General features: G+C 37.5%; 19 protein-coding genes. 4 read left to right on the top strand and 15 right to left on the bottom strand.

What is annotated here, in order from left to right; genetic code table 11:
* Window positions 1–6: 6 nt before the first annotated feature.
* The 3 genes from D1Z92_RS10085 to D1Z92_RS10095 form a co-directional block, all read right to left on the bottom strand.
* The gene (locus D1Z92_RS10085; RefSeq protein ID WP_128895547.1) at window positions 7–1,332 is read right to left on the bottom strand and encodes an ABC transporter permease; all 1,326 of its coding nucleotides are present in this window, start codon (window positions 1,330–1,332) and stop codon (window positions 7–9) included.
* The gene (locus D1Z92_RS10090) at window positions 1,329–2,030 is read right to left on the bottom strand and encodes an ABC transporter ATP-binding protein (protein WP_128895548.1); all 702 of its coding nucleotides are present in this window, start codon (window positions 2,028–2,030) and stop codon (window positions 1,329–1,331) included. Before D1Z92_RS10090 ends, D1Z92_RS10085 begins: the two co-directional genes overlap by 4 nt.
* Before the next feature lie 109 nt (window positions 2,031–2,139).
* The gene (locus tag D1Z92_RS10095) at window positions 2,140–3,843 is read right to left on the bottom strand and encodes an alkaline phosphatase (protein WP_240666652.1); all 1,704 of its coding nucleotides are present in this window, start codon (window positions 3,841–3,843) and stop codon (window positions 2,140–2,142) included.
* Window positions 3,844–4,075: 232 nt separating this feature from the next.
* On the opposite strand from D1Z92_RS10095, the gene D1Z92_RS10100 reads away from it, so the two are divergent.
* Window positions 4,076–5,065, top strand: a complete 990-nt coding sequence (locus D1Z92_RS10100) for a leucine-rich repeat domain-containing protein (RefSeq protein WP_128895549.1) — start codon at window positions 4,076–4,078, stop codon at window positions 5,063–5,065.
* Window positions 5,066–5,226: 161 nt separating this feature from the next.
* On the opposite strand, the gene D1Z92_RS10105 is transcribed toward D1Z92_RS10100, so the two are convergent.
* Window positions 5,227–5,664, bottom strand: coding sequence for a MarR family winged helix-turn-helix transcriptional regulator (locus D1Z92_RS10105; protein ID WP_128895550.1), 438 nt, complete (start codon window positions 5,662–5,664; stop codon window positions 5,227–5,229).
* A 233-nt stretch (window positions 5,665–5,897) separates the two neighbouring features.
* On the opposite strand from D1Z92_RS10105, the gene D1Z92_RS10110 reads away from it, so the two are divergent.
* Complete coding sequence (locus tag D1Z92_RS10110; protein WP_128895551.1) at window positions 5,898–6,311, top strand: organic hydroperoxide resistance protein; 414 nt, start codon at window positions 5,898–5,900, stop codon at window positions 6,309–6,311.
* Between the two features lie 229 nt (window positions 6,312–6,540).
* On the opposite strand, the gene D1Z92_RS10115 is transcribed toward D1Z92_RS10110, so the two are convergent.
* From D1Z92_RS10115 to D1Z92_RS10150, 8 genes are all read right to left on the bottom strand, one after another.
* Window positions 6,541–7,599, bottom strand: coding sequence for a hypothetical protein (locus D1Z92_RS10115; RefSeq protein WP_128895552.1), 1,059 nt, complete (start codon window positions 7,597–7,599; stop codon window positions 6,541–6,543).
* A gap of 135 nt (window positions 7,600–7,734) precedes the next feature.
* Complete coding sequence (locus tag D1Z92_RS10120; RefSeq protein WP_128895553.1) at window positions 7,735–9,036, bottom strand: MFS transporter; 1,302 nt, start codon at window positions 9,034–9,036, stop codon at window positions 7,735–7,737.
* Between the two features lie 126 nt (window positions 9,037–9,162).
* Window positions 9,163–10,410: a MerR family transcriptional regulator gene (locus D1Z92_RS10125; RefSeq protein ID WP_164931557.1), complete on the bottom strand. Its 1,248-nt coding sequence runs from the start codon at window positions 10,408–10,410 to the stop codon at window positions 9,163–9,165.
* Window positions 10,411–10,497: 87 nt separating this feature from the next.
* Entirely contained in the window at window positions 10,498–11,397 is a 900-nt protein-coding gene (gene nikC, locus D1Z92_RS10130) for a nickel transporter permease (RefSeq protein WP_128895555.1), read from the bottom strand.
* A gap of 27 nt (window positions 11,398–11,424) precedes the next feature.
* Complete coding sequence (locus tag D1Z92_RS10135; protein WP_128895556.1) at window positions 11,425–12,429, bottom strand: ABC transporter permease; 1,005 nt, start codon at window positions 12,427–12,429, stop codon at window positions 11,425–11,427.
* A gap of 119 nt (window positions 12,430–12,548) precedes the next feature.
* Complete coding sequence (locus D1Z92_RS10140) at window positions 12,549–14,135, bottom strand: ABC transporter substrate-binding protein (protein ID WP_128895557.1); 1,587 nt, start codon at window positions 14,133–14,135, stop codon at window positions 12,549–12,551.
* 22 nt (window positions 14,136–14,157) lie between these two features.
* A complete protein-coding gene (locus D1Z92_RS10145) occupies window positions 14,158–15,150 on the bottom strand; it encodes an ABC transporter ATP-binding protein (RefSeq protein WP_128895558.1) in 993 nt (330 codons plus the stop codon).
* Window positions 15,122–16,135: an ABC transporter ATP-binding protein gene (locus D1Z92_RS10150; protein ID WP_206099737.1), complete on the bottom strand. Its 1,014-nt coding sequence runs from the start codon at window positions 16,133–16,135 to the stop codon at window positions 15,122–15,124. The genes D1Z92_RS10145 and D1Z92_RS10150 overlap by 29 nt, the downstream gene beginning before the upstream one ends.
* A 360-nt stretch (window positions 16,136–16,495) precedes the next feature.
* On the opposite strand from D1Z92_RS10150, the gene rocF reads away from it, so the two are divergent.
* The gene (gene rocF, locus D1Z92_RS10155) at window positions 16,496–17,404 is read left to right on the top strand and encodes an arginase (protein WP_128895560.1); all 909 of its coding nucleotides are present in this window, start codon (window positions 16,496–16,498) and stop codon (window positions 17,402–17,404) included.
* A 94-nt stretch (window positions 17,405–17,498) separates the two neighbouring features.
* Here rocF and D1Z92_RS10160 read toward each other — a convergent pair whose 3' ends face one another.
* On the bottom strand, window positions 17,499–18,308 hold the full coding sequence (locus tag D1Z92_RS10160) for an MBL fold metallo-hydrolase (protein WP_128895561.1): 810 nt from the start codon (window positions 18,306–18,308) through the stop codon (window positions 17,499–17,501).
* A 245-nt stretch (window positions 18,309–18,553) separates the two neighbouring features.
* Between D1Z92_RS10160 and rarD the strand changes: the two genes are divergently transcribed.
* On the top strand, window positions 18,554–19,492 hold the full coding sequence (gene rarD, locus D1Z92_RS10165; RefSeq protein WP_240666653.1) for an EamA family transporter RarD: 939 nt from the start codon (window positions 18,554–18,556) through the stop codon (window positions 19,490–19,492).
* A 92-nt stretch (window positions 19,493–19,584) separates the two neighbouring features.
* Here the strand turns inward: rarD and resA are convergent, their stop codons facing one another.
* Together resA and ccsB are read right to left on the bottom strand one after the other, a co-directional pair.
* The gene (resA, locus tag D1Z92_RS10170; protein WP_128895562.1) at window positions 19,585–20,124 is read right to left on the bottom strand and encodes a thiol-disulfide oxidoreductase ResA; all 540 of its coding nucleotides are present in this window, start codon (window positions 20,122–20,124) and stop codon (window positions 19,585–19,587) included.
* A 15-nt stretch (window positions 20,125–20,139) separates the two neighbouring features.
* Window positions 20,140–21,345, bottom strand: a complete 1,206-nt coding sequence (ccsB, locus tag D1Z92_RS10175) for a c-type cytochrome biogenesis protein CcsB (protein ID WP_128895563.1) — start codon at window positions 21,343–21,345, stop codon at window positions 20,140–20,142.

Raw genomic sequence — 21,345 nt, forward strand, 5'->3', positions numbered from 1 at the left:
CACCTCCTAATTTTGAAATAGTTGCAAAGGACTGACCTTGAATGCAGTAAATGCCGGTAACGTCGAAGCAATAGCTCCTAATATTAGGGCAACGCCAATTAACTGCCATTCATAAAGTGAGAAAGTTAACCAATTCAGCTGTACTCCGGATAATTGGAAAAACCAATCTTTCAACATCCACCCACTAAGGTGACCGACTATTACCCCACTTGCAATACCGATCGTCGTGAGTGCCATGCCTTCTCCAAATAACATCCACCATACGTAAGCTCTTGTTTTACCTATAATACGCAGCAATCCAACATCTTTTCTACGTTCGTTAACAGAAGCAATGAGGGAAAGCATGATGGAAACTACAGCAAGTAGTATACATGGCAGCATGAATACTTTTATATAGTCGGAACCTGTATCCACCGTATTCACAATGTCCGCAGACACTTTTCCACTATATACAGCTTGCACACCAGAAATATCATCCATCTCATTTTTGATTTGCTGCATACCGAAGAGAGATTTCGGTTTTAACAATATAGCTGTGACCTCTCTATCTTCAGCTGAAGATTCGTGTACATGCCAAGTATGATCTACAGTAGTAAACACCGCTTTATCATCCGCATTATTTAGTATGGGCAGGATTCCAACTACTTCGTATTTAAATTGTTGGTGTGCATCGTGATGACCTTCTTCCCCTACTGCATGTTCCTCTTCTTCATGATGTGCTTCTTCCTCGTGGTGGGCTTCTTCTTCATGATGTGCTTCTCCTTCGTGATCTTCTGCTGCTTCATGCTGTGCTTCTTTATGATCATCACTGTCTAATATTGTACCTGTCTGTCCTACAAGACCATGTCCTCCATAAAATTGATCGCCAATGTGAAGATCCAGCTGATCTGCTACGTACGCTCCCACTACCACTTCCCCAGTAGCATCATACAATGTTCCCTGCTTCATCGGTTTATCTCCATAACGTACTGGGAAATAAGCCGCATCTACTCCTACAATGGGATAGGTATTAATGCTATCTCCTACCGTAATGGGATAAGCATATTGTACTTCATCATTCTCCTCTAATTGTTCTACGATGTCATAAGGAATATTTCCCGTTGGCGCGCCAATATGATAAAAAGAATTCAGCACAAGTTGTGTCTCACTGCCTTCTGCCCCAATGACGATTTCAAATGGACCGTAACCGTTTTTTGCTCCTTCTTCCATACTTTCATAACTAAGAATTAGAAATACAACTAATGCAACGGTAATACTAATAGCGAAGATAGTTAGTAAAGATAAAGCTTTGCGATGTAAAATATTTCGCCATATCAATTTGTAGCTTTTCACTGTACAACCTCCTTATCTGCAAAAGAGGTTGCTGATTCTATTGCTGCATTAAAATCAGCAATATGTAGTTGCTTCGGGAAACATTGCGCCAAATGCTTATCATGTGTCACCACGATGAGCGAAGTTTGCTGTGCTTCCGATAACTTCAATAACAGCCTCATGACTTCCCCCGCCGTCTCCCAATCTAAGCTGCCTGTTGGCTCATCCGCTAAAACAATAGACGGTTGATTGATTAACGCTCTTATGATGGCAACGCGTTGCTTCTGCCCACGAGAAAGTTGGGAAGGTAAGTGTTGCATGTAATGAGACATTTGTACTTTCTCAAACCAAGCTTTTATATGTTCTTTGTTATTCAATTTACCTTTTGTTTTTTTCAAGACAATTTCTACATTTTGTTGTGCCGTAATGGAAGGAATAAGATGAAGATCCTGCATGATATACCCGATATGCTGAGATCGAATTTGATCTCGCTTTGCTTCACTTAAAGGCGTAATATTTTGCCCATCTATTTCTATTACACCTTCATCGGCTTGTATCATCCCGCTTAGGATGTGCAGCAATGTACTTTTACCACTGCCACTTGGCCCTACTATCGCTATCTGTTCTCCTTTTTTCACTTGCCATTCTGGAATATGAAGAATATCGCGCTTTTGCTGTCCAATTGTAAAATGTTTTTTAACATCATGTAATACGATCATCTATAATTCCCCTTTCTACGCCATGATGAGAAACAGTTTATAAACATTGTAAAAACAGGAGATACTGAATCTCCTGTTTTCGCTACATATGATTATTTTTAATTCAACATTATTTCATCATCACACGCTCAGAAAGTGCATCCCACTCTAAAGTCATCGTTGTCAATGATGTGAATGCATCTAATGGTAAGTACAACGTACCTTGATCTAAATCCACTGTCATATCACTAGTAGCATTATTTAGCATCAAGGATTGACTATCTACGTTAACAGATACAGTATTGCTATCGCTCATCATCATTACTGTTCTAGCTGACTCGTCCCAATTTACTTTTGCACCTAAAGCTTCTGCCATCGCTTTTGCTGGGAATAAAATTTCATCTTGTGTCATTTTGAATTTAGGAAAAACATAGTGCTTTCTTAATTCATCTGTAGCAGCAGCTAAGTCTAGTCCTGCTATTTCTGCTCCTGCTGTAGCGATTACTGTATTTTCAATTGTCCCTTTGACATGTGAAGCAATTGGTCCATATGCCCAAACACCTACATCAACAGCACTATGTCCGTGACCAGCCCAGCCAACGAGTAATCTTTTAGAAACGACAGCGTTAAAACCGCCTTCTCTTTGATAGCTTGTACCATCTCCATCTAAAATAAGCTGTGCTTCTTCATCACTTAAATCTGTGATCCAAGTATACGTAGAAACTATTTCTCTTACATCTTCCAATGTTTCTGCATCTCTTAACAAACTTCCAATATAGGAAGAAGATTTCATTTGGTCATCCCAGTTATCCACATTTAGTTCATAGATGTTGTCACGAGATAAAGATAATCCACCCGTTTCATGGTCTGCTGTTACTACTACGGAAGTGTTTCCGTCTTTCATAGCAAACTCGATTCCTGCTTTCACTGCAGCATCAAATTCTAATGTTTCTTGCACCACAGATGGCAGATCATTTGCATGACCAGCATGGTCAATACGCCCTGCTTCAATCATCATGACAAACCCATCTTCGTCTTGTGATAAAATGTTAATCGCTTGTTGTGTCATTTCAGCTAGTGTAGGAACGCTTTCATCACGATCTAACACATAAGGAATGTGAGAGTTAGAGAATAGTCCTAATACTTGCTCTTCTTCTTTTAATTGCATTAGCTGATCTTTATCTTCAATGAATGTATATCCTGCTTGCTCAAAATCACTGATTAAGTTTTTATCTTTACGCTTTCCACCTTCATCTTCTGTGATGAACTGTCTCTTTCCTCCACCAAAAATAACATCAACACCACTAGTCAAGTACTGCATAGCAATGGCATTCTCATTCCCTCTAGAGCGAACATGAGAAGCATAAGAAGCTGGTGTTGCATGCGTGATTCTTGCTGTACTAATAATTCCAGTTGCTTTTCCTTTCATTTCTGCTGCCTCAATGACAGAAGCAAATGGTTTTGCTATATCTTCATTGGAAACGCTGATTGCTCCATTATACGTTTTGTTACCCGTACCAAATGCAGTAGCAGAGGAAGCGGAGTCCGTCACAAGGCCTGATTCTCTAGAACTTCTGTCTGCTTGTGTCATCGCTTGACCTACATAATAATCATCCATATTTAGCTCGTCCATTTCTAACATCTCTTGCGCGTAAATGCGAGCTGCTGTAACTTGAGCTGGGCCCATACCGTCACCAATAAATACGATCAGGTTTTTAGACTGTGCTGTGTTTGTGTCTTCTGCTATTACTTTTGCTTGTGGTACACCTGCTGTTCCGATTAGTCCTACGGATAAGCATACAGCCATGCATGTTTTCATTATGTTCTTTTTCAATTTAGAACCCTCCCAAAAATGATAAATATGTAGTTCAATTTCACTAAAATTTCTACATTCCCACTAAACTTCCTACATTGTAGGATGAGTAGATTAGGAAAATTTAAATCTTATGTTAATATTATGTTATCGTTTTGTTAATAAATTGTAAATGGTATAGTTGGAAACTAGGAGTTCATATGGAAAAATGATAGAATGCATTTATTCCACATCACATACAAAAGGAGATTTCATGATAAACTTACGATCAGACGTAAAAAATGATGCCTATTACGCTTTAATAGACTATGCCATAGAACACGCAGACACGTTCATGCTTGCAGATCATCATTACACTTGGGATGTGAATAGCGATTATCGAACTATTTTTAAAAAATTAGAACCATATCTCATCCATCTAGATGATCAACAGCAAACAAACAATGCCATTTCTTATAGTAAAGGGGCACATTATTACACATATCGTTGTTGTCAGGAAGCAGGTCATATTTTAAAAGAAGTAGCGAATAGCTTATTTTCGTGGGAATTTCCATCATTACCTGAAGACTTATCTTTTTTCTATTCTGATGGCAAGCCTCTTCTGACTAACATAGCACATGAACATATGGGTAGAATTTATATGGATGAGGATGAAGCGATTCTTTTGTCCAACCGTATAAAAGGGTTGTTTTTAGGTTTAGAAAGGCACAAACAATTTGACTGTTTCCTGCAAGATGCGATTGTTCATCAACCTGAATCACTCTCTATTTCTTCCTTTGGAATTCATGAGCTTCCAAATGAAATTTGTGAATTGAAAAATCTAAAACATTTATTCATTTTCGAGCAGCACCTTTTTTCACTTCCTGAAAAAATATATGATATACAATCATTAGAAACACTCACCATTTACACAGCAAATTTCAAAGGTTTTTCTCCACGTATAAAAGAATGGGTGAATTTGAGAGGATTAATTGTTGGTTGCTGTTCCTATCATGATGTACCGGATACCATCATTACCCGCAAAGACGTTGCTTTATGTGAATTACCAAAAGAAATAGGTGCACTTAAAAAACTAGAGCATCTAGAAATTCATTTTAGTAATGTAGCGTCATTACCCGATGAACTTCAACATGCCACCAATCTAAAATATATTTCACTACACAACAGCAACATAAAGGAAATTCCTATTTTCTTGAAAAAGATGAAGCATCTTGAGCACATAGATATAGAAATTACTTCCTAAAAAAATAAAAAAGACAATTTCCTGTGAAGAGAAGTTGTCTTTTTATAATTGCGAAATAATGAATATTTATTCTGTTTTCAATACCCATTGCCCCGAGCTACCTATTTTGGTATACATCGTATACACAACAAAAAATAGGTTATCTTAAGGACGAATCCACATCATTCACTTGTTCGTTTTAAGAGATCTTGAAATTTATTTAATAAGGAATGAAATTCGCTCTCTTGTAGATCACAACGACTTGCAATCATACTCGGAATCTCGCTGAGCTTATGTTGCATCTCTTTCCCTTGTTCTGTTAAACCGATGATGACTTGTCTTTCATCTAATTGAGAACGAGTTCTAACTACTAAACCCGCTTCCTGCATTCTTTTTAATAAAGGCGTCAACGTACCAGAATCAAGATACAAGTCCTCTCCTAAGTCTTTGACCGTACATTCCCCTTTCTCCCACAGCACAATCAATACTAAATATTGTGGATATGTTAAATTGTATTTGGATAAGATCGGACGATACAACCGTGTCATTTCACGTGAACATGCATAAACAGCAAAACAAAGTTGATTTTCAAGTTTGATAGCACTCTCTTGCTTTAACATATGATTTCACCTCTTTTAAGTTTTATTGTGTTAACGCACCATATTTTTTCTTTTCAAATAATTATACATGATTGTGAAAATAAATAAATAGTATTGACCGTTTTTTTTAATTTTTTTCACAATTTTTTTTGACAAAATTAATTATACAGGCTATATTATATATACAAATTAAATTTTACACAATTAAATTTTAAGCAATTAAAATAAAAAATATACTTTGGAGGGAAAGAAAAATGGAAAAAGTATTATTTACAGCATCTGCAACAGCTACAGGTGGTAGAGAAGGAACGGTAAAATCTTCTGATGGTATCATTGATTTAAATCTTGCTATGCCGAAAAAAGACGCAGCACCAAGTGCTACAAACCCTGAGCAGTTATTTGCTGCTGGATACAGTGCTTGCTTCGATAGTGCTTTAAATTTAGTAGCGATGAGAAAAAAGCAAAAAATAGAAAGCGCAGTGACAGCCGAAGTATCTTTACTCTCTGATGCTGCAGACGGTGGATATAAAATTGGGGTTACTTTAAATGTTGAAGTCAAAGGGACAGACATGGAGACAGCAAAACAGTTAGTAGAAGCTGCACACCACGTATGTCCATACTCTAAAGCGACTCGCGGTAACATTGAGGTTTCGCTAAACGTGAAGTAATACAGTTTATTATCCGTCACCTTGGATGATGGTTGAACGTATAGTACGTTATAATCATGAAAACATACATGAAGAATTGAAAAGGAGCACAGTAACATAGTTCACTTCAGAAGGTAGATAGGATTCTAGCTTCTGAAGTCACTATGTAAACATGTGCTCCTTTTAACGATACTCTGATATGTTTTACCTATACACGTTTATGCTCATTGATCTGATTAGCAGGGAAGCATCATGATGCACTTATACTTCTATCTTCGAAAAATGCTGCCGTTGCTTCTTCATGAGCAGCGTTAAACTTTTCTTGTTCTTTATTCACATGCTGTAGTTCATTACGTAGTAAGCTCATTTGTTCTTGCATACCATCTCGTCTTTCTAAAATTCGAAGCAGAACCGATCTATCTGTAGATTCAGATAACTCTAGTTGTTGTAAGTATGCCATTAGATCTTCTAGTTCCTTTCTGAGTTGTCCGATCTTTTCTTCTAATAACCACTTATTATCTTCAAATTCTATTGTTCTTTGTCTAAAAAATACATCATCTTTATATAATTGATGTACCGCTTCCGTTCCTTCTAATAGCGCATCTTTTATATGTTGTGGAACATTTAAGTTTTTCATATTCTGTTTCGCTTGTTCCCATTTATTGTTGAGTCTGTCTAATTCATCTGCGTCCAATGTATGCAGGGGTGGAAGCCCATCGATAACGGAAACAACTTTCTTTATATCTTCATAGCTCATATGCTCTAAGTCGGAACTTTCGTGATATTTTGCCGCCAGGAATGCCTCCATACCTTCACTTCCATGTTCCATCATATACGCTTTCGCATCTATTGCTATTTGCTTTATATGATTTTTGAAAGCATACTCATCAAACCTATCTTTTTCTCCACCATAAGAGAACATTCTTCCAACGTTTTTTGCAAAGTCACTTGCTGCCTTCTCTAGTTCATCCTTAAACACGTTGTCTAATTCCTGCAACGCTTCCTCTTTCAACGTACCTTCTTCTACCCATTTATGATGCATTGCTTTATACGTTTCTGCAAAACGGCTAACAAAGGATATGTCTACTTTCATCCCTTGATCTCTAAAATCTTTTGAGCTTGCTGCAATATCTACTGGGTTTCTACTCCACCAATCACTTTTAATAAAAGATAGCATGGATATTTCCAAAGTAGTTGCATCCGTTCCCCCACCTTTTATCACCATTGGTTTGATTGGAGTATGGTTCGAGTGTTTTTTCACTGTAATGTTGGATGGTAACGTTCGGTTTGCATAAGCTTGGATGTTCATGTTTCACCCTCCTTTCTTTTTGTTGTATTCTTTTATCAGGTCTGATTCACCATGTATAGTTATTACATCGGTTCGGACTATGCAAATGTTAATTAAATGGTATATTTTTACTATTAATATTTTATATAACGTATACTATAAACCTTCTGTAGCTCCCTCTTTGCTAGTAATCGGTTCCTCTAATGTTTGCATGGTAGGTGATTTAGACTGGCTCCATGCGTACATGAAAAGAAGAATGCCACCACATAATACAAGTAGATATCCACCAGTGTAATTCACTAATGCACCTCCTATTACAATCGCAATCGGTGTAATGACTCTAACTCCACTACTGAGTAAACTTAATACTCTCCCTCTATATTCGTCATCTATCATTCGCATTAAATAAGTTTCTACTGGAACATTAATGAGAGGCAAGACGATACCGAACAAAAACATTAACACACAGTAATATATAAACCACACTGTTAAGGGGATATTGGGTCCGATGGTTGGTACAGAAAACAAGATGATAATAAGCGCAATACAGTATATATAACGAATAAGCTTCTTCATGTGAAAGCCCTTTGCTATACGACCGACTATGATAGATCCTAATATGATGCCTACAGGCAATGAGCCTTCAATAATACCGAATTGTATTTTAGGTAATTGTAATTGTTCGTTAATGATATATGGTATAGGGGTGATATATGAAAAACTAATAAAAAAGTTAACACCCATAAAAAGCAAGATCATACTAAATAATTGCTTCTTTTGTTTCATGTAGGCGAAACCATCTTTGATATCTTTCATCCACTCAATTTTCGTATCCTTTTGTTTTGTTTGCTGTGCCTGATATAATTGAAAACGAATGAAACACTCAATGATAGCAGAGACAAAAAAGGTTATGCTGTTGATGAGGAAAAAGTAAGTTAAATCCACAGCTACATATAATATAGCGCCTAAAACAGGTCCGCAAATAGTGGAAACCGACATGACGATTTGACTAATCCCATTGATTTTTGCTAGACGATCATCAGATACGAGATTTGGCTTTGCCGCATCAAATGCTGCGTTAAATATCGTCGTTAGTAGATTAGTCATAAAGGTGCATGTGTATATGAGACTAACCGTGATATTAACATTCAAAAAATACATAAAAAAAGCTAGAAAAAGTATTCCATTTAACGTATCCGCACCTATAACTAGTAGCTTGCGATTGATTTTATCTGCAATGACCCCAGCAAAAGGGGTAATAAGAATGACAGGTATTAGACCAATAACCATATTGGTTGCAAACGAAAGACCTGATCCTGTAATGTCTAAAATGTATAGACTGCTAGCAAATGTGAATAATGACGTTCCCAATAATGAAATTAACTTTCCTAGTGCGTAGAACAACATATTTGTATTTTCTTGATTTTGCTTCCTACTAGTTACACTTTGATATCCCATTGCTTATCCCTCTTCTCCATCTTATGGTGTTATTTCATTATAAGAAATGGAGCACACACCACATCAATAGTTGAAATGGCTGAATTTATGATGAATAAGTGTGGAATGATGGTGCTTACCCCACGTTTATTTTCTTGTTCCAATAAACCCGTAAGCTTTAAAAGCAGAATCATCTTTCACGTTCTCTTCCGCTAATGTAAACTCACTTGAAATATGCTCATGCTCTGTTTCATATCCCAATGCAGCTAATTGCTCTTTAATATATTGTTGTTGAAAAAGGGGCCTTTTAGATACGTCGATAATACTGTCTTTAGCATACAAGTCAATAATCATGTAACTTCCGATCAATTTTGCTTGAGGTTTCATATGTTTGTCCATGTGGTGAAGTGGGAATTGTTCATTGTGTTTGTATATACAATAATTCGTCGTACCATAATCATCTATTAAGACATCAATACTTTTAGAACGTAAAGGAATGCTGAGAAAATCAGCGCATATAAATATAATATTTTTTTTCACTTTTTTACTTTGCAAACCTTTCATGACTAAGCGGTGTATATCGAGGGAATGATCAACCACAACGTATACGGCATCATCCGGTAGTTGATCGTATATATTGCGTAGAAAAATGCCAAATCCCGATCCCATTTCGAGTATCACTTTATTATTACTGTAAGCAATATCCATATTGTTAGATAGCGTTTGCATGTTTTTATATATATTATTCGCATACCTCATCTCAATTTCTGTCCAATTCATATCCGCATCAAGTAAACCTTCTACCTTTAATTTTTTGCTTTCCTTTTTATTTTTCAAGATTAATATTCCTTCATCTACAATGTAAGTTAATCCACAAGCATTGCAACGAAGTTCCCCATTTATCAGTTCATTTTTAACGATATTCCCATCCATTAAAGTAAGTTCTCCTTGACATGATCCACAACAAAATAAAGAGAGATATTGCATGTGAATACCGAATACATGATGGGCTCGTTCTGCATCCAATTCATCTAATGTTGATAGTTCATGTTCCACCTTATTTTTACTGTCTTCCAACACCTGAATTTGTTGTTGTAATTCGGATTGCTTCTCCTCTAACAATTGTTTATACACAAAGTTAGCTTGATCTATGATACCAGAGAAACCTCTATAAACAAAAAATATTTTATGTATTTCTTTCAACGTGAAATGTAATGATTTTAACTTCATACTGAAACTTAAATCTTCATGACATTGCTGATTAAAGTAGTAATGGGCTCCTTTTTTCTCTGGTACGATAAGCCCTAATTCCATGTAATGTCTTACTGTATCAATACTTACACCGTGCATTTCTGCAAACTTTCCTATTTTCACTTTTTTGTCGTCACTGCTCATACGATCCACCCTTATCTTCATTTCTTTTCATTATTATAATACAAACAGTGGAATATAAAAAAAGCTGATGCCATCAGCTTTTTCTTTTTAATGCTTCATTTTCGGATCTAGTGCGTCTCTCAAACCGTCACCCATGAGATTAAATCCTAGCACGGTTAACATAATCGCTAACCCTGGAAAAATCATCGTCCATGGTGCTGTAGTAATGTACGCCTTCGACTCTGCTAACATCTGTCCCCACTCTGGTTGAGGTGGTTGGGCACCTAATCCTAAAAAGCCTAGTGCAGCAGCTTCAATGATTGCTGTTCCAATCGATAATGTTCCTTGTACAATGATAGGGCTAATACTGTTCGGTAAAATATGTTTCATTAATAGTCTCGAATCTTTCATCCCTATCGCTTTCGCTGCCATAATATACTCTTCTTGTTTAACACTTAGCACTTTCGATCGTATGAGTCGACCAAAGTTTGGAACATTAATAATCGCTATCGCTATCAGTGCATTTTGTAGTGATGGTCCTAATACGGCAACGATCGTAATCGCGAGTAGGATACTAGGGAATGCCAACATAATGTCAAATAACCTGGATATGATTGTATCTACCCAGCGGCCATAATAGCCCGCCAGTATACCTAGTAAGCACCCCATTACGATAGAGCCTACAACAGATAAAAAACCAACCCATAAGGATATTCTAGCACCATGTATAATTCTAGATAAGACATCTCGTCCAAAATCATCCGTTCCTAACAGGTGACTACTTGAAGGTGCCTGTAATGTGTTAGCCATATTCTGATCGTTAATCCCTTGTGGTGCTATCCATGGTGAAAGTATGCCTAATATAATAAAAAATATAACGGTAATCGCACCGAATAAAGCTAGTTTATTTTTGCGAAATTTACGCCATGCATCTAACCACGGCGAAACAACCTCATCATGTTGCGAGCTGGGCTGCAAAGGGCTTTGGTTTTCTGCAACTTGCGACATCATTTTTCCCCCTCATCGTTGTGAATGTTAGTGGTATTTAATTCGCGGATCAACAGCAGCATATAATAAGTCAACGATGAGATTGATGAAAATAAACATCGTTGCCACAATGAGTACACCGGACTGGATGACAGGGTAATCACGTGCATCAATTGCACCATATATGTACCTGCCTATGCCTGGCCAACTAAATATCGTTTCTGTTAAAATAGCTCCCCCTAGCAATAATCCCGTCTGTAATCCTATGATCGTCAGTACAGGAATAACGGCATTTTTTAACGAGTGTTTATACACAACCCCAAACATGCGCATTCCTTTCGCCCTAGCGGTACGAATATAATCTGATTTCATCACTTCTAACATACTAGAGCGTGTAATTCTGGCAATAATGGCCATTGGAATCGTTGCTAGTGCAACACTTGGGAGAATAAGATGTCTCACGACGTCGACAAACTGATCTAAACGCCCTTGTATTAACGTATCTATTAGAAATAAATGAGTAATCGGCTCTACCGGATCTCTTACATTTTCCCTACCTGATGAAGGCAACCAATTCAACTCCACGGAAAACGCCCACTGTTCCATTAAACCGAGCCAAAATATTGGAATGGAAACACCAATCAAGGCTAACAACATTGCACTATAATCAAACCATGAATTCTGAAACCACGCACTAATAATACCCGCATTGACCCCTATAACAATCGCAATCAGCATCGCAACAAAAGATAGTTCGATCGTAGCTGCAAGAAAGGGCCATACTTCTTCACTGATTGCGTTGTTAGTCTGGAATGATTCACCTAAATCCCCTGTTAAAATATTTCCGAGATAGCTAAAAAACTGTACATACAACGGTTCGTTCAAGCCTAATTGCTCGTTCAACGCTTCCACGTTTTCTTCTGTTGCTTGCTGTCCTAATATAATTTGCGCTGGATCACCAGGTATAGCATGAATAATGAAAAATACGATCAATGCCATTCCTAGCAACACCGGAATTAACATCAATAATCTTCGTAACGTATACGTTAGCATAATCTCACTTCTTTCCAGTCTGAAATGATAGATAGTGTCTTGCTTATATTAATATGTATCCTATCGTTAGAAGTAAAAGAAAAAGAGAGAGTTGGATCTCTCTTCTTCTTTCGTATACTTTACTTAAAATCTACTTTTTCTAGACTTTCATTCCCTGTCATATGAGGAATATAGTTAATAATATTCTCTTTTCCTGCTACAGAAGGCTTAGCATGAACGAGCGGAATCCATGGCGCATCATCTTTAATGATTTCTTGTGCCTCCATATACAATTTTTCTCTCTCCGCTGTATCTGTCTCTGTCTGTGCTTGAACTAACAAATCATTTACTTCCTCATTACCATAGTAAGCATAGTTATTACTACCAATGTTGTCTTTACCTAACAACGTATACAAGAAATTATCTGCGTCTCCATTATCTCCTGTCCATCCAAGTAAGAATGCATCCGCTTCTCCCGCTTTGGCTTTATCCAAATACGTTCCCCATTCGTAAGAAACGATCTCTGCTGTTACACCAATTTCTTCAAATTGCTTTTGCAACAATTGTGCAACTTTTCTGCCATCTGGCATATATGGTCTTGGTACTGGCATTGCCCAAAGTTCCATTTCAAATCCATCACCATAGCCTGCTTCGGCAAGTAAACTCTTCGCTTTTTCCACATCAAAGGCATAATCCTCCACACCTTCATGGTAACCATTAATTAATGGTGGCATCGGATTAATTGCAGGCACTGCGTATCCACCATAGAAAGCATCCGCAATTTCTTGCTTATTCACTGCGTGATTTAACGCTTGTCGCACAAGTTTATTATCTAACGGTTCTCTCGTGTTCGTTAATCCTAAATAACCGATTGTGTTGGATTTACGTTCGAACATTTGAAACTCTGATTTGCTCGTTACTTGCGCAATGTCCGTGTAACTAATACCATCCATTAAATCAATATCACCAGTAAAAAGTGCATTCAATCTAGCTTGGTTATCTGCAATCGGTTTGAAGATGACTTTATCTAATTTAGGATACCCTTCTTTCCAGTAATCTTCGTTTTTCACAATAACAATTCGCTCTTCTTCTTTCCACTCTTCAAACTTGAATGGACCTGTACCTACAGGATTTTTCTTGAAATCTTCTCCGTATTTTTCAATGGCCGCTGGGCTTGCTATGCCGAAAGAGTCCATCGCCATGTTTTGTAAAAATGTCGCTTGGGATCTTGTTAATTTAAATTCCACAGTGTAATCATCTATTGCTTTGACTTCCTCGATAATGGTGCCATTGTTGCCGTCTCCGTACTGTGAATTATAATAATAGTAACTCTCTAAATCTGATGCCCATAGATTAAAATTAGTTACAACCGCTTCTGCATTGAAATCTGTGCCATCATGAAATTTTACACCTTCACGCAGCTTGAACGTAAAAAGTAGGCCATCCTCACTTACTTCCCACTCTGTTGCTAATTGTGGGTTAATAGATGTGTCTTCCTCTCCATAAGTCACTAAATTTTCATACAGATTCGCTGTTACTTTCAAAGACTCTCCATCGGTGGCTTTAGCTGGATCTAATGTTACAGAGTCCCCACCACGACCAAAGATCAATATTTTTTCTTCGTCTGATCCGTTACCTGATTCATCATCGTCCCCACCACATCCAATAAGTGCAAAAGACAAGGTGAAAATAAGTAACATCATCATTGCTAATTTCCATTTCTTCATAAAAAATTCCCCCTAATTTTCTTTATTTATCATTGAACTGCTTATCTTCTTCATAAAGATGACAAGCAACATAATGATCTTTCTCCACTTCCATCAAAGTAGGTTTTTGCGTTTTACACACATCCATACAGGCTTCACATCTGGAATGAAACGCGCATCCTTGAGGTGGTTTCGATGGATCTGGCAAATCCCCAGATAAAGGTATACTTTCTTTTTGAATCGTAGGATCAGGAATAGGTACAGAAGATAGCAACGCTTTGGTATACGGATGCAATGCCCCATTATACAACGTCTCACTATCTGCAATTTCTACAATTCTACCTAAGTACATGACCGCTACTGATTTACTTATATGACGCACAACACCTAAATCATGCGCAATAAATATATAGGTCAGTTGAAATTTCTTCTGTAAATCTTGCAACAAATTGAGCACCTGAGCTTGTATCGATACGTCTAAAGCAGATACCGGCTCATCTGCAATAATCAGCTTGGGTTTTGTCATTAATGCTCTTGCTATACCAATACGCTGACGCTGCCCACCACTAAATTGATGAGGGTAGCGTTTTGCATGATAACTACTAAGACCAACCACTTCCAGCATTTCTTTTACCCGCTGTTTGCGTTCTTCTTTGGACCCAATGCCATGAACGATAAGCGGCTCTTCTAATATCTTTTGTACACTATGACGTGGATTTAACGATGCATATGGATCTTGGAAGATCATCTGCATGCGCTCTCTCGTTAAGCGAACTTGTTTTTTTGATAATTCAGTCAAGGATTGGTCTTCAAATATAACAGATCCATCTGTGGGTTCAATTAATTGCATAATGAGTCTGCCTGTGGTCGATTTCCCACATCCACTTTCCCCTACAAGACTGAGCGTCTCCCCTTCTTTAACCGAAAATGTTAATCCATCCACGGCCTTTACTTCGCCTACTTTTTTATTCAAAATCCCACCATAAATAGGGAAATGCTTTTTTAAATTATGGACTTGTAATAGTGTCTTCGACATGATGTGCCTCCTCTATGCTTTCATGTAAAAAGCAACGAACTTGATGGCCCTGACCATCTCCTTTATATAATGGCGGATCTTCTGCAAAACAACGGTCGTGAGCTTGCTCACATCGGCCTGCAAATCTGCATCCTTTCTGTATAGAACCAGGCTTAGGCACATTACCTTTTATAGAAAACAACCGCGATCTTTTTTCTCTTATATCTGGTACAGATTGTAATAGACCGATTGTATACGGGTGTTTAGGAGACTGAAAGATTGTGTTCACATCTGCTTGTTCAATAATTTGTCCACAGTACATCACGATCACTCTTGTACATACTTCTGCCACTACACCTAAATCATGCGTAATTAACATGACGGCAGTATTACGCTTTCGATTTAATTCCTTCATTTGATGCAATATTTGTGCTTGAATGGTCACGTCTAATGCTGTGGTAGGTTCATCTGCAATTAATATTTTAGGATTACAAATAAACGCCATCGCAATCATGACCCGCTGCCGCATGCCCCCAGACAGTTGATGAGGATATTCATTCACCATTTCTTCTGCTCTAGGTAAACCTACTACTTTCAACATTTCTATCACTCTATGAAGTGCTTTTTGCTTCGAAACTTTCTCATGCAACTTCACTGCTTCTATTAATTGATTACCTATCGTAAATAAAGGGTTCAAAGAGGTCATCGGTTCCTGGAAAATCATCGATATCTCATTGCCCCGAATTTCTCGCATTCTTTTTTCACTTGCTTTCGTTAAATCTTCTTCCTGAAAGGTTATGCTTCCATCCGTGATTTTACCGGGTGGATTGGGAACGAGCCCCATAATGGAAAGTGAAGTTACACTTTTCCCGCAACCTGATTCACCAACAATGCCTAATATTTCTCCCTCATCTAAGTGGAAATCAATATCATCCACTGCCGGTATATTCCCTTCATCTGTAAAAAAAGTTGTCTTTAATCCTTTAACCTGCAATATAGATGTCATGGTCAACACTCCTGACTATGTAAAGAAAAATCAGTAAATTATGCTTTAAATAACAATATATAACTTATAATTCTAAAAAAAATATAAAGAAACGAAATAAAAAAATAATAAATAATTAATAAATAATTAGAATTATTATTACATTTGTTAAATTAGTTAGTCAAGCATTTTCCTTTTATAACTTATACATTCGTTCATTTGTACTATTTTTCCTTTTTTATTATTTATACAATCCGTTCATGTTTATGCTCTTTATACAAGCCGTATGTTGTAGATTTATAGACAATTAATTGTACAAAATTAATCTGATAATGGTAAAATATAATTCTACAGCAGAGCTCCACCAAATTGATTGGGAGGATGATTGACGTGAATCAAAAACTTTCTATTATAGGCGTACCTATGGATTTAGGACAAACAAGAAGAGGCGTTGACATGGGGCCAAGTGCCATTCGGTATGCTGGACTCATTACTAGAATTGAGAAATTAGGCTATGAAGTAGACGACCTCGGTGATATGGAAATATCCACATCACACCACAACGATGACATGATCCATAACATTCGCAATTTAAACGCTGTTGCATATACAAATGAGAGACTTGCAGCTAAAATAGACGAAGTCATGATTAGAAAAAGATTTCCACTTGTCATTGGTGGTGACCATAGTATTTCTATTGGTTCCATTGCTGGTATATCTAAATATTATGAAAATTTAGGTGTTATTTGGTATGATGCTCATGGAGATTTAAACACTCCCGATACTTCCCCATCAGGTAATATACACGGTATGCCACTTGCAGCAAGCCTTGGTCTTGGCCATGAAAAGTTAACGACCATTGCTGGTTATGCACCAAAAGTTAAACCAGAAAATATCGTTATTATAGGTGCACGCTCCCTTGATGCAGGAGAGAAGCAGTTTATACGACAACATAACATCAAAACATTTACGATGCACGATATTGATCGTATTGGTATGACCAGCGTGATAGAAAAAACCATAGATTATTTAAAACCAAAAACAGATGGGATTCACCTTTCCCTAGATTTGGATGCCCTCGATCCGATAGATGCTCCAGGCGTAGGCACTCCTGAACTAGGTGGAATTACGTATCGTGAGAGTAATTTAGCACTGGAACTTCTAGCTGAATCAGAGCTGATTACTTCAGCTGAAATCGTAGAAGTCAATCCCATTCTTGATGAAAAAAATAAAACAGCTAACGTAGCTATCGCCTTACTAGGCTCATTACTTGGCGAGAAGTTGCTTTAATTGCTATGACCCATATGATGCTTGAGCATGATAGTGACCGTATCATATGGGTGAAGGCTAATTTAAAGTTGGCTGTCTGTATGGTTCTTCACTACTATTCTTCCTCCTCTAATAGAGACCGCACCAGATTCAACGGTGAATACGCACCAAACGACCAATAGCTAAGAATGTTACGTTTCAACGATAATTGCTTTACAATTTCTTTTTCGGTCATGCCTTGTTGATTATATGCTACCGTCTTTCCTTTTAACTCCTCTAAATATTCCAACTTCTGTTTCAACCGCTTCTTTCCGTCTGGTATAGCACCCGCATGATAGCAATATAAAGATTCAAAATCCAATGGCATTACTTTTTTGATGGAATTGATGATCCCATTCATATTCTCAAATCCCCAAATGTTCGTCGGTCTTCTTAGAATGTATAGATCCCCACTAAATAAAAAACCATTATTTTTATCGAACAATACGACGTGATCTTCGGCATGACCGGGGGTATGAATGACTTCAAAAGTATGGTTCTTCGTTTCCAATACGTCATGCAGTTTTTGTGCTTGAAATGCTTCACGCTTTCCCCAATACATTTTACGATAGTAAGGGTAATTTCCACTCTCTTCACATATGGCTTTTCCTTTTTCATGAATGTATAGTGGCACATTTTTATTTTGTTGTATCCATGCGGCTTGGCCTGTATGATCTTCATGATGATGTGTCAGTATAACTTGATCAAAGCGATTTTGTTGTAAATAAGGAATAATATATTTACCGGATCTGCTCGGTCCCGTATCAATTAAACAATCATCGATCAAGTATATATAAATATAAATGGTCATGCGCAAACCCTTTACGCCTACTTTTGCAACATGTATTCCGTTTTTCTCTTGTTTCACACTAAGCAATATAGCCACCGTCCTTCACCTACATCGGATAATGTCATTATTATTGTACACTTGACTAAATTATTCGATAAGTCATACTATTCAATATACCATATTTTTTGTTCCTACATAGGGAATTCACAAAATAAATATAATGTATGACGCTTGTATATATGTCATAATAGATTGCATCTGCCTTACATTATGCTATGTATATAGAGTGCTCTTTATATAGCAATTAACAACATCGTAAAATAAAGAAAAGAGGATGCAACATGTCCATGCACAACGCTAACGTAGTAGATTACAAAGCCGGTTTAATTGCAACGGCTGGTTCGTATATTATATGGGGTGTTTTGCCCGTCTATTGGAAGGTATTAGGGCATCGAAGTGCAGATGAAATTTTAGCACATCGTATCATTTGGTGCTTTGTTTTTTCTATTTTACTTGTATTGATATTGCATAAAAAGGATCAGTTTCTACTACAAGCAAAACATATGCTTCAGCATAAGAAAGCCATGATGCTGTTACTTTCTGCATCGCTACTTATCTCTATTAACTGGATGCTGTACATCTGGATGGTGAACAACGAAAGAATTGTAGAAGCAAGCTTAGGTTATTATATTAACCCACTGATTAGTGTGTTGTTAGGTATGATTATTTTACATGAGAGATTACATAAATTACAGTGGATTTCATTTTTACTCGCTTTTACGGGCGTACTATATTTAACCATTTCGTTTGGTTCTGTGCCTTGGATGGCACTCACGCTTGCCATTTCATTTGGTTTATACGGTCTAGCTAAAAAAAGAAGTAGGTTCGATGCGATTACTAGTCTAACGATGGAAACAGTGATTGTATTCCCCTTTGCACTTCTCTACATCATATATGGTAATGCAAATGGTGATTTCTCCTTTCTTTCTTCCTCACCAAGAGATATTGTGCTACTAATTGGAAGTGGGATTGCAACTGCAACACCATTAATTTTATTTGCATATGGAGCGCAGCGTATTCCTTTATTCATGTTAGGATTTTTGCAGTATATTGCTCCGACGATATCTTTGCTGATCGGCACTGTATTTTATGAGGAATCATTCACACAAGATCATGCTGTGGCTTTTACTTTTATTTGGTCTGCACTCCTCCTCTTTTCGTTATCCAATACGAAATGGGTGCAGCAAAAGTACAAACGTGCCAATGGGCACACAACGTAGCACGTAGCACATGGAACAGCCTGCTAGAAAGTCATCGTCGACTTTGTAACAGGCTGTTTGTATGGAGTAAATGTACGTAAAGGAAAAATACGCTATGGCACAATTTTAGACATCAACACTCTAATGCTTTGCTCTGGCAAGGAGCCTTCGATATAATCCAACACAACTCCATCTTTATCAATAATAAACGTAGCCGGAATCGGTAATACGCCATATCGTTTCGTTACTTCTTGCTTCTCATCTAGTAAAACAGGAAACGTTAAGTTGTACTTTTCCGCAAACTTCTTCACTGTAAGTGCAGGTTCTCCAACATCCACAGCGAGCACTTCTACACCTTTATCTTTGAAAAATTGATATTGACTATCCATATAAGGCATTTCAATTTCACAGCCTTCACAATACGTAGACCAGAAATTTAAAAAGACGCCCTTGCCTCGATAATCACTTAACTTCACCGTTTCTCCATTTGTCGTTTGCAGCTCAAAATCTGGTGCAATATCTCCGACTTGAACTGGAGCAGGATTTTTAAATACATTACTGTATATGGTGTAGCCAAGCACGATGATAAACACAGCTAAAATAACGGTGCGAAGTATCAATCGTTTTTGTTTCACGTTGTTACTCTGACTCATCTATTTTTCACCTTCTTATGCGTATGAGTGTAAACCCGCTATGACGAGATTAACGAATACGGTATTCAACATAATAATAATAAAGCCGATTACTGCTAGCCATGCGGAACGGTTACCTTGCCATCCTCTAGATATACGAAGATGCAAGTAAGCCGCATAAAATAAAGCGGTGACAAGGGCTCCAATTTCTTTCGGGTCCCATCCCCATAGTCTCGACCATGCATCGAGTGCATAAATCATGGCAAACACTAGACCACCGAGTACAAATATAGGAAATCCAATCGCAACGGAACGGTATCCAATCTCATCAAGCAACGTCGGTCTTACATTTTTCAATAATGGTTGTATTGCTGCACCAATTCGTTTGCGCAATATGAAGCGGATCATGCCATACAGCACAAGGCCTCCCAGCATCGCCCACACGAAACTATTAAGTTTGCGAGCAGCATTAACACCTTTCATCCAAGCGGGAGCTTCTACTAGAGAGGTGAATCCTCCAGCATCGCCGACTACTTGACTATCGTTAGGAGCAATAATAGCAGGCATACTATATGTTAGCTCTAATGATTGCTCTTGCTCATTTTGCCATGTGAACGTCTGTTCATATTTTACGATTTCAAATGAAAGTACGATGACAGCGAAAGCCACAATACTCAAAATACCGTACATGACTACTTCGATCATACGTGTTTGTTTACTGGATTTGCTTTGATTGGTTACCGCTAATAAGTAAATCAACCCAGCAATGAAACTAATAGTGAGAAGTCCTTGTCCTAGTGCAACAGTGGAAACGTGAATTGGCAACCAGTAGTTTTGCAAACCTGGCACAAGCGGTTTAATATCGGTAGGAAAGACACTTGCATAGGCGATAATAACCATGCTAATAGGAAGTGAAAATAACGCTACTAATGTGTTGCGATATATAAAATAAATCACAAATGATCCGACAACGATCATCATGCCAAAGAAAGTGAGATACTCAAACATATTACTCACTGGAGGATGTCCGACGGCAATCCAACGCGTAGTAAAATAGGCAATTTGAAATATGAGGCCGATAAATGCGATCACTATTCCCCATTTCACAGCCATGCCTTTTTTAGTAGATTCCTCCTCTTTGTTTTGCTTTCTCTTATTTACAGAAGCAACAAACAACATGATCGTAGCAAATAAATAGCAAAAAAACGCAACCCCTAATAAATTACTGCTTAATTGTAACAA

Source organism: Longirhabdus pacifica, assembly GCF_004115085.1.
GTDB classification, from domain to species: domain Bacteria; phylum Bacillota; class Bacilli; order Paenibacillales; family DSM-105158; genus Longirhabdus; species Longirhabdus pacifica.

Coding starts and splice junctions, on each gene's coding strand:
- D1Z92_RS10090 (WP_128895548.1), bottom strand. CDS start 2,030: ATGATCGTATTACATGATGTTAAAAAACATTTTACAATTGGACAGCAA.
- D1Z92_RS10100 (WP_128895549.1), top strand. CDS start 4,076: ATGATAAACTTACGATCAGACGTAAAAAATGATGCCTATTACGCTTTA.
- D1Z92_RS10105 (WP_128895550.1), bottom strand. CDS start 5,664: ATGTTAAAGCAAGAGAGTGCTATCAAACTTGAAAATCAACTTTGTTTT.
- D1Z92_RS10110 (WP_128895551.1), top strand. CDS start 5,898: ATGGAAAAAGTATTATTTACAGCATCTGCAACAGCTACAGGTGGTAGA.
- D1Z92_RS10115 (WP_128895552.1), bottom strand. CDS start 7,599: ATGAACATCCAAGCTTATGCAAACCGAACGTTACCATCCAACATTACA.
- D1Z92_RS10120 (WP_128895553.1), bottom strand. CDS start 9,036: ATGGGATATCAAAGTGTAACTAGTAGGAAGCAAAATCAAGAAAATACA.
- D1Z92_RS10125 (WP_164931557.1), bottom strand. CDS start 10,410: ATGAGCAGTGACGACAAAAAAGTGAAAATAGGAAAGTTTGCAGAAATG.
- nikC (WP_128895555.1), bottom strand. CDS start 11,397: ATGTCGCAAGTTGCAGAAAACCAAAGCCCTTTGCAGCCCAGCTCGCAA.
- D1Z92_RS10135 (WP_128895556.1), bottom strand. CDS start 12,429: ATGCTAACGTATACGTTACGAAGATTATTGATGTTAATTCCGGTGTTG.
- D1Z92_RS10140 (WP_128895557.1), bottom strand. CDS start 14,135: ATGAAGAAATGGAAATTAGCAATGATGATGTTACTTATTTTCACCTTG.
- D1Z92_RS10145 (WP_128895558.1), bottom strand. CDS start 15,150: ATGTCGAAGACACTATTACAAGTCCATAATTTAAAAAAGCATTTCCCT.
- D1Z92_RS10150 (WP_206099737.1), bottom strand. CDS start 16,135: ATGACATCTATATTGCAGGTTAAAGGATTAAAGACAACTTTTTTTACA.
- rocF (WP_128895560.1), top strand. CDS start 16,496: ATGATTGACGTGAATCAAAAACTTTCTATTATAGGCGTACCTATGGAT.
- rarD (WP_240666653.1), top strand. CDS start 18,554: ATGTCCATGCACAACGCTAACGTAGTAGATTACAAAGCCGGTTTAATT.
- resA (WP_128895562.1), bottom strand. CDS start 20,124: ATGAGTCAGAGTAACAACGTGAAACAAAAACGATTGATACTTCGCACC.